Here is a 7,492-nt window from a genome sequence, read left to right on the forward strand (position 1 = left end):
TTCACCCACGTGATCATTCTGACCGCCCGGAGCCGCATGGGCAGCAATCGAACGTCACATCGACGGGGCGAACGTTGTCTGATGCGGCACTAGCTGGTGTACCAGGCATCGCCGCCGCAGACCTCGCAGGTGCCCTTGGCATCGTCGCTGTCCTGGCGCTCACAGCGGACCGGCCAGCCGGCACCGTCGAAGCTCTCACAGATCCGGTTTTTCAGCGCGTCGGTGACCGTCGCGACAAACGGCGCGCTGGTGCCCGTCTCGTAGACGGCGCTCTCCACCGCCTTGTAAAGAGGGCTGTCCGGGTTCACGGTGCGGGTGAGCAGGCGGCCCAGCTTGTCGTACTCCATGGTCTCGACGTTGCCCTGCGCGTCGGTGGCGGACCTCAGGCGCCCGGTGAACCGGGAGAGGGTCTGCGAGCGCTTCACGGACAGGTGGTCGTGGGTCTTCACCTCGTGAACCTGGTTAGGCGGCCGAACTCCGCGCTGTCCGAGGTGTTGTAGGTGAAGACCTGCTTCCGCAGGACCCGGCCGCCGGCCTGGCGCTGTTCCTCGGACTTCAGCACCGCGGTGGGCACCCTCGGATCAGGCGTCTTCTGGTGCGTGCCGTAACGGTAGACGGTCGTGCGGGCGGATACGTCGAAGTCGGTGTGCGGGGGTGTGCGGGTGGTGCTCTTGAGTAGACGGGTGGACCCGTTGGGCTCGGCCGGGCAATCGCTGCCGCTGCCGCCGGCCGGGTAGTACTCCCACACCGTGCGCGTACCGTCGGGGTCGTCCTGACTCGACGGGTTACCGAACTCGTCGAAGACGGTTGCGGTGACCTCCTGGTAGGACTTGGCCGGGCCCGTGGACTGGGAGTCCGTCCAGGTCACCGCCTTCTTCTTCGGGAGCTGGAACTGCGCCGACTGTTCCTCGAACGGCTTGCCGGTCACCGCGTAGTACTGCGTCTCCACGAGCCGTGAGCAGTGCTTCTGCTGCCGCCGCTCAGCGGTCTGCAAGTGGTACTTGTTGTACGTCCGGGTGACCCTGGTTGGTCTGGCCCGCGCAGGTCCGCGACTCCGTGGAGCCGTACGAGTACTCCGTCAGGACGTCGTACAGGCAGTCCCGGCTGCTGTCCCAGTCCATATCAACACGGATCACATGCGCAACCTGCACTTAATCCAAAAAGCCTAGTTCGTAGGCAATTGGAGTTCATTTGCGACGGCGTTCGACGTAGGCCCGCCCGATACGGCGCGTGACCTCCGCTATGACAGATCATGCTGGGGAGTCAGCAGGACATCCGACCGCCCGACATCACACCCTCCCCGGGAATTCCATACCCACACGAGTAGCGATCTACAGAAAACCTCTCAAGTGGCCGACGGAACTCCCTCATCGAAGGAATTTTCAAAGAAATCAAGCAGCAAGACCAGGCAAAAGATCATTCTCCGAAAGGGACGCACATGCAACAGGTGTACGGCATCGTAAGTGCAGCCGGCGACAAGCAGGACGGAAGCGGATTCACGGTAAAGAAGAACGACACGGGAATCTACCAGCTCACCTGGAATACTTCATTCAAGTCGGTCCCAGGCGTTGCAGCGACGATCGTCAGGCTTTCCAATCAGTGGATTCCGAACGACGGCATCAACGTCGCCAACGTCACCAACGAGGGCTGCGCGGTCTACACCATGGGCTCACCAAAAAATGAATATCAAGACCGGGATTTCTCCATCATCGCCATCGGAGAATGACATCCTGCCTCGCGCAGGCTCTCTGCACTAGGCACGCCTGCATTATTCTCGGGTGAGCCTCGAAATAGCTTAAGTAGGGCAGGTCGCCTAATCCGTTCCCTGCCCTACTCCGGGAATCAGATTGCGGGCTTCGAGCCGGTGGCGCTGCCTGCCCCACACAACCGGTGGATGGCGGTAGGCATGCGGTGCAGCGACGGGCAGTTCTAGTTGCGATCGACTTCGTAGCCTCCACAGCTGGACCCGACAGCAAATGCCCTCCGGGTCTCAGTCTGCCGAGGCCACCGCGCACTGGCTATTGCGGAGCGGACACGCTTGTGTGCGCACCAGCCTGTATCGCGCTCGCCCCGTGAGTCCCAGTGTTGACTGCCACCTGTGCGGGCGGGACTGCTGCGTCAGCGGTCGATCCCGAAGATCGTTCGAAGCGACGGCGGATGACCTCCAGGGTTCGGTTCCTCCCGGTGCCGCGGCTTCGCCAATCGGTATCAGCCGGGGCCTGCACCGCTGTGGGTCTGGCCGAGGTCCGGCACCTTGGCGATACGACGAGGAGCCGCTATCGGAGAACTTGATCCACACCGAACTCAAGATTCCGTACCGAGGTGTCGGCAGGGTGATTGTCGACACCTCGGCATGGTCTGACATTCCATATGGAGCCAGCATTGAAGGTCAACAAGCCTGCTATGAAGCCCGCCGAGGTCATTGCTGTTAACCCGGCCGACACGGTAGACGATATTGTCGCCAAGGCTGCGAACATTGTCCCTTCTCCGAGACAACTGGAATGGCAACGGCTTGAGCAGACGGCGTTCATTCACTTCGGCATGAATACGTTCACGGGAAAGCAGATCGGTAATGGCCGGGAGGGTCCTACACTATTCCGGCCCGACAACTTGGACACCGATCAGTGGGCTACCACACTGAAGAACACCGGGTTCAAGCAGGCTATCCTCACCACCAAGCATCACGACGGCTTCCTGCTCTTCCCCTCGAACTACTCGGGGCACTCCGTCGCCTCCTCGACATGGAAGGGTGACGTCGTGAGGAGTTTCGCAGACTCCATGCGCAAAGCGGGCCTGAGGATCGGATTCTATCTCTCGCCAGCCGACCTCAATGCCTACTATTGCACTGAAATCTATGCAAACGGCAGCAAACGCAGGAACGTGACCATTCCGTCCAACAGCAAGGACATTTCGGGCGGGCACACGTTTGGATTCTCCTCGGATGACTATAACACCTACTACGAGAACACCCTCTACGAACTGCTGACTCGCTACGGCGAGATCCACGAGGTGTGGCTTGACGGGTATCATCCGGCGGAACTCGGTGACCATTATCAGGAGTATGACTTCGCCAACTGGGTCACAATGATCCGCACCCTTCAGCCCAATGCGGTCGTCTTCCAGGACGGCGGACCTGACGTCCGCTGGGTCGGAAACGAGAGTGTCAAGCCCCGAACCGCGGAATGGTCCCCTCTCCCGTACACCGGCGACCCTGCAACCGCCGCCGACACCGTGTTGACCGTTCAGGACGGAAACAGCACCGATGACCTGGGTAGCGTCAAGGTGCTCGGACGACGCAAAGACGGGAAAAGCACCTGGAATATGCTGCGATGGGCGCCAGCAGAATGCGACGCGACACTAGATGCCACACAGGACTCCGACGGCGGAATTCACTGGTTCTGGCACACAAATGACAAATGGCGAACCGTAGAGGAACTGGAGACTTTCTACTACGACTCGGTGGGACGCAACTGCAACCTGCTGCTGAACGTTCCGCCGAACAAGCACGGGCTCTTCGAAGACGAAGCGGTGCAAGTACTCACCGCCTTTCACGCCCGACTGTCGTCAACGTTCACCACGAACCTCGCCACAGGCGCCAAGGCCGAGAACGACAATGGGACCGTCAACACGGAGGGCCACACCCCGGCCTGCATGCTCGACACACGCTTGGATACTTCCTGGCAACCAACCGAGAAGACCGGAGCGATCAAAATCACCCTGCCGAAAGCCACAACGTTCGACGTCATCTCCCTCCAGGAGGACCTCGCCATCGGGCAACGGGTCGAGACCTTCGTCATCGAGTCGTGGTCAGGCAAAGCCTGGACCACGGTGGCGGAAGCCAACGTGATCGGCGCCAAACGGCTGGTTCGCCTTAACTCCCCGGTCACCGCGAACCAGATCCGTCTGCGTATCACCGGATCCCGCGCGGAGCCCGGCATCGCAACATTCGGACTATTTCTCAGGCCCACGAAGACCAGTACCGGAACGCCGAATCACGACTAGTGTGAATCGCCAGAAGCGGTCGATGAAAGTCTGTGGTCATTTGCCGGTGCATGGCGGGGCGATCCTTGCGAGATAGTTGGCGAGGGCGTGGAGAATCTTCGTATACCCGCCCCAGGTTATAAGGTGTGGCGGCGCAGACCGCCGGCGATGTGAGTCAAGACAGGGGCGCCTACCGGTGGTGCCCGTGACGGGAAACGATCTCTGGCACTGCCGGAACTATTTCTTCGCAGAGCGGGGTGTTATTGCAGTTCAACGGGCTGTATCGGTTGGGCAGTATCCTCGCAGCCGACGGCGATGGCCTCGGCTAACCGGCGGCCCTGCCGGATCAGCAGTTCGGCCAGGTCGATTGTGGCCCACTTGCCTGGCAGCGGGCGCAGGTGGGCCATCGCCTCCTCACTCGGCCGTCCCGGGCGAACAGCCAGGCGATCGCCGGTTTGCGGGTGTCGCCTTCGCCGGGGGTTTCCGACCGGCCGGCCACGTCGTGCGGTGATGGAGGTCAGTACCTGATGTTGACGGTCATTGCGGGGACCGGCCCCAACCGGCTGGCCTTGAATCCAAGCTTGATGCCCCCCGGCTGCCGCGGCGGCTGTTCTACGCGATCCATGTGCCGAGGGTCGCGGCCCCGCCGCCGGCGACCTTCAGGATCCGGGAGATGATCCTCGTCGCCACATGCGGGATGAAGTCGAGGATCAGGCTGACGAGCGAAGCGATGCCTCCGTAGATCCTCAACTTCCACGCCATGTCGGCGGCGCGCTTCTTGGACAGGCGGATCGTCAAGCTCGTCAGCCAGAACTGGCCGGTCAGGTCGTCCATGGTGATCGGGCGACCGGGTAGCCGTAGGCGTTCGGCGAGCCCTCCACACGTCGAGGTGTACCCGGTTCTTGACGACCTTGCCCTCGGGGGCGCTCTGGAAGTACATGCTCGGGCCCACACCCTCGGGATCACTGGCCGCGAACCACGAGCCCCGGTCCTCGGGCGGCAGCGAACGCTGGTGGTCCTCCCGGGTGTCGAACCCCTCAGGCATGGACGGCGGGACGTACCCCAGCGCCTCGCACCAGAAGCGGCCGACGCGCTCGGGCTCCGCGCAGTCGAAGGTGACCTGGAAGTGCTTGACCGATGCCATCGGGCCACCACAGCCATGAGCAAGCCGATCACGCCCTTCAATTTCCGGTGAGGCTACACACCTTGGCGGCCGGGAGCGGAGCTGAACCCACCCCTTCGTAGCCCTCCCCGAGCGGTAGCCACGCGCACAGGAAGTCGGCCTGTCCGACTTGCCGCGCGGGCGAATGTGCTACCCGCCAGGTCCGCCAGCCGCGGGTGGCCGGGGTGTGCGCGCTCCAGCCACCCGCCGAGGGTCTCCCGCCTGGCCCGCCTCAGCAGCGGCAGTGCGTCGCCGAGGTCCGCCTGGTCCTTGGGGCGTGCCGCCTTCGCCTTGAACGGCAGCGCCAACTCCGGTGCCGTGTAAGGGATCCCGTCGGCTGTGCGCTCACGGAGCGCGTCGAGCAGGAACCTGTCGTCGGACGGGTCTCGCAGCCCAGGTCTGACGGGTGGCGGCCAGTGTCTCGGCCCCGGCCGCCGGCCAGACCCGCCCCGCCCCCGCCGCGTCGAAGATGTACTCGGGTAGGCGCTCCCGGATCTCCGGGAACCCCGCCGCAGTCACCGCGACCTCCAAGTCGCCGTGCGGCCACAACTCCCGCCCGCCGCGACGCACCAGGGCGTGCTCACCCTGGCCCGACGCCTCCGGACACGACGCCGTCGATGTCGTCCAGGAAGCCGACAACATCGAAGCCCTCCCCCACGAGACCCCCACCCTCGTCCTCGGCCTCATCGACGACGGCGCCGCACCGCACGAAGCCGTCACCGGCCTCGTGCGCCACGCCCTGCGCATCACCGACGGCCTCCTGCCCGACCCCAACGCCCTGCGCGAACAGCTCGACGACCTCGAGGAGACCCTCACCGACTACGGCGACGACGCACCCGACCCCGCCGACGTCGAACTGCGCCTGCCCCCCCTCGACCCCAAGCGCCCCGCCCACGACCTCCTCGAAGACCTCCTCACCGGCATCCGCGCCTGCTGGCTCCTCCACACCGAGTACGACGACCTCAACGACGAAGACCTCGGCGACGCCGAAGACTGGGACGACGAGCAGGCCCAGGAGCACCAGCGACACAGCCGGGAGCCCTTCGCCCAGCTCGTCTGCGAAGCCTCCGCCCACCGTGACCGGCTTATCCGACGATTCCAGTGACGCTATGTGACCGATCTGCGGGCAGAGGGGCACTCGAAGGCCAGACCACACACCCGCCAGGTCAAACAATCTCTCTGTCCCAAACATAGCCATCCGTCAAGTGCCGGCATTGCGGGTGCAACCCACGTGATCCACGGGCCACAAACCCAGGCTGGTTACACACCTAGTGAATCCGGGCGCGCCCGCGCCGCCTTCCACATGAAGCCGAACAGCCGAGAGAGGAAAAGCCGGAGCCTCCCGAACATCGGCACTCCCAGGTGCGGGTCCTCACCGCGAGCCGCAGGTCAGAGCCCCAATTCGGCCTTGGTGATCGCATGGTGGTCGCAAACGACCCCATGGGTGGTCACCCCGGTAGCCTCCGCCAGCCGATCAAGGACCAACTGCCGCAGGAGGCTGGGGAAGTGCGCAAGTCAGGACGGCCGGGCCGGGTCTACCGCCGATGCGGGTGCCGTGATGCCACCCGGCGTCAGCTCGGCGCCGGGTGCCCGCGCCTGGCCGAGGCGGGGCACGGCACGTGGACGTTCGCCGTCGACATGCCCTCTCTCAGCGGCCGCAGGCGCACCGTGCGGCGCGGCGGGTTCGAGGACGAGTGGCATGCCGAGACGGCGCTGAGGCGCTTCCTCGAAGGCCGTCGGCTACGGTTCGACGCCGACCCGCACGAGACGGTGGCCGCCTACCTCACGAATTGGCTCACGTCGATGGAGTTCCTGCTCAAGCCCACCGAGCCACGCCCCTACTGGCCTCAGCGCAAGGCTGCCACCAGCGCCGTGCCTTCCGCGCGCCCGAACGCGGTGCGGCTCGGCTTTGCCCGGCTGGTCGCGGAGTTGGAGGGCAAGGGCTACCTGGTCGAGCACTTCGGCGAGGAGTGCGTCGATGTGGTCGAGCAGTTGCCCGATCCGGCCGAAGTCCTGGAGCTTCGCCTGGGGATCGGGCACCTGTGGCCTTCAAGCCCCTGGAGTGGGACGACCCGCCCGCCAGAGCAGAGTGACCAACTGAAGATCTTCCTCAAGCCGCTTGACGCGATATAGCAGCCTCGGGGGTGCCGGGGTTGGCCCGTCGCCGGTCGATCGCGGCAAGTCGGGCAGCAAGCACCACCTGATCTGCGACGGCAACGGCATCCCTCTCAAGGTCATCACCACCGGCGGCAACGTCCCCGACATCGCGCAGACCCTCGCCCCTGGATCGGTGGGAGGCGGGCCGGGCGGCCAAGCTGGCCGTCCGGGCCGTCGAATCGCCGACCCGGT

The 7,492-nt window shown here is 64.5% G+C and carries 7 protein-coding genes and 1 pseudogene; 5 read left to right on the forward strand and 3 right to left on the reverse strand.

Features of this window, described 5'->3' with window-relative positions; translation table 11 throughout:
* Positions 1-89 precede the first annotated feature (89 nt).
* A complete protein-coding gene (locus ACFWJ4_RS37580) occupies positions 90-449 on the reverse strand; it encodes an RHS repeat domain-containing protein (RefSeq protein ID WP_380552841.1) in 360 nt (119 codons plus the stop codon).
* Positions 446-994, reverse strand: a complete 549-nt coding sequence (locus ACFWJ4_RS37585; RefSeq protein WP_380552844.1) for a hypothetical protein — start codon at positions 992-994, stop codon at positions 446-448. Before ACFWJ4_RS37585 ends, ACFWJ4_RS37580 begins: the two co-directional genes overlap by 4 nt.
* 444 nt (positions 995-1,438) lie before the next feature.
* Here ACFWJ4_RS37585 and ACFWJ4_RS37590 point away from each other — a divergent pair, with 444 nt between their 5' ends.
* On the forward strand, positions 1,439-1,726 hold the full coding sequence (locus ACFWJ4_RS37590) for a hypothetical protein (RefSeq protein WP_380552846.1): 288 nt from the start codon (positions 1,439-1,441) through the stop codon (positions 1,724-1,726).
* A gap of 656 nt (positions 1,727-2,382) precedes the next feature.
* Positions 2,383-4,002 (forward strand): alpha-L-fucosidase, encoded by a 1,620-nt coding sequence (locus ACFWJ4_RS37595; RefSeq protein ID WP_380552849.1) that lies wholly within the window; start codon positions 2,383-2,385, stop codon positions 4,000-4,002.
* A 496-nt stretch (positions 4,003-4,498) separates the two neighbouring features.
* Here ACFWJ4_RS37595 and ACFWJ4_RS37600 read toward each other — a convergent pair whose 3' ends face one another.
* Positions 4,499-5,125, reverse strand: coding sequence for a VOC family protein (locus ACFWJ4_RS37600; protein WP_380552852.1), 627 nt, complete (start codon positions 5,123-5,125; stop codon positions 4,499-4,501).
* A gap of 424 nt (positions 5,126-5,549) precedes the next feature.
* Between ACFWJ4_RS37600 and ACFWJ4_RS37605 the strand changes: the two genes are divergently transcribed.
* The 3 genes and pseudogenes from ACFWJ4_RS37605 to ACFWJ4_RS37615 all read left to right on the forward strand — a co-directional run.
* The gene (locus tag ACFWJ4_RS37605; protein WP_380552855.1) at positions 5,550-6,248 is read left to right on the forward strand and encodes a hypothetical protein; all 699 of its coding nucleotides are present in this window, start codon (positions 5,550-5,552) and stop codon (positions 6,246-6,248) included.
* Positions 6,249-6,649: 401 nt separating this feature from the next.
* Positions 6,650-7,276, forward strand: a complete 627-nt coding sequence (locus tag ACFWJ4_RS37610; protein WP_380552858.1) for a hypothetical protein — start codon at positions 6,650-6,652, stop codon at positions 7,274-7,276.
* Positions 7,263-7,492: pseudogene (locus tag ACFWJ4_RS37615) on the forward strand (IS5/IS1182 family transposase); the annotation flags it as partial. The gene ACFWJ4_RS37610 and the pseudogene ACFWJ4_RS37615, both read left to right, overlap by 14 nt.

The sequence above is a fragment of the Kitasatospora sp. NPDC127067 genome (assembly GCF_042724755.1).
In the GTDB taxonomy this organism is placed as follows: domain Bacteria; phylum Actinomycetota; class Actinomycetes; order Streptomycetales; family Streptomycetaceae; genus Kitasatospora; species Kitasatospora lactacystinica.

Excerpts from the sequence above, each read along its gene's own strand:
- ACFWJ4_RS37590 (WP_380552846.1), top strand. The coding sequence starts at position 1,439 with ATGCAACAGGTGTACGGCATCGTAAGTGCAGCCGGCGACAAGCAGGAC.
- ACFWJ4_RS37600 (WP_380552852.1), bottom strand. The coding sequence starts at position 5,125 with ATGGCATCGGTCAAGCACTTCCAGGTCACCTTCGACTGCGCGGAGCCC.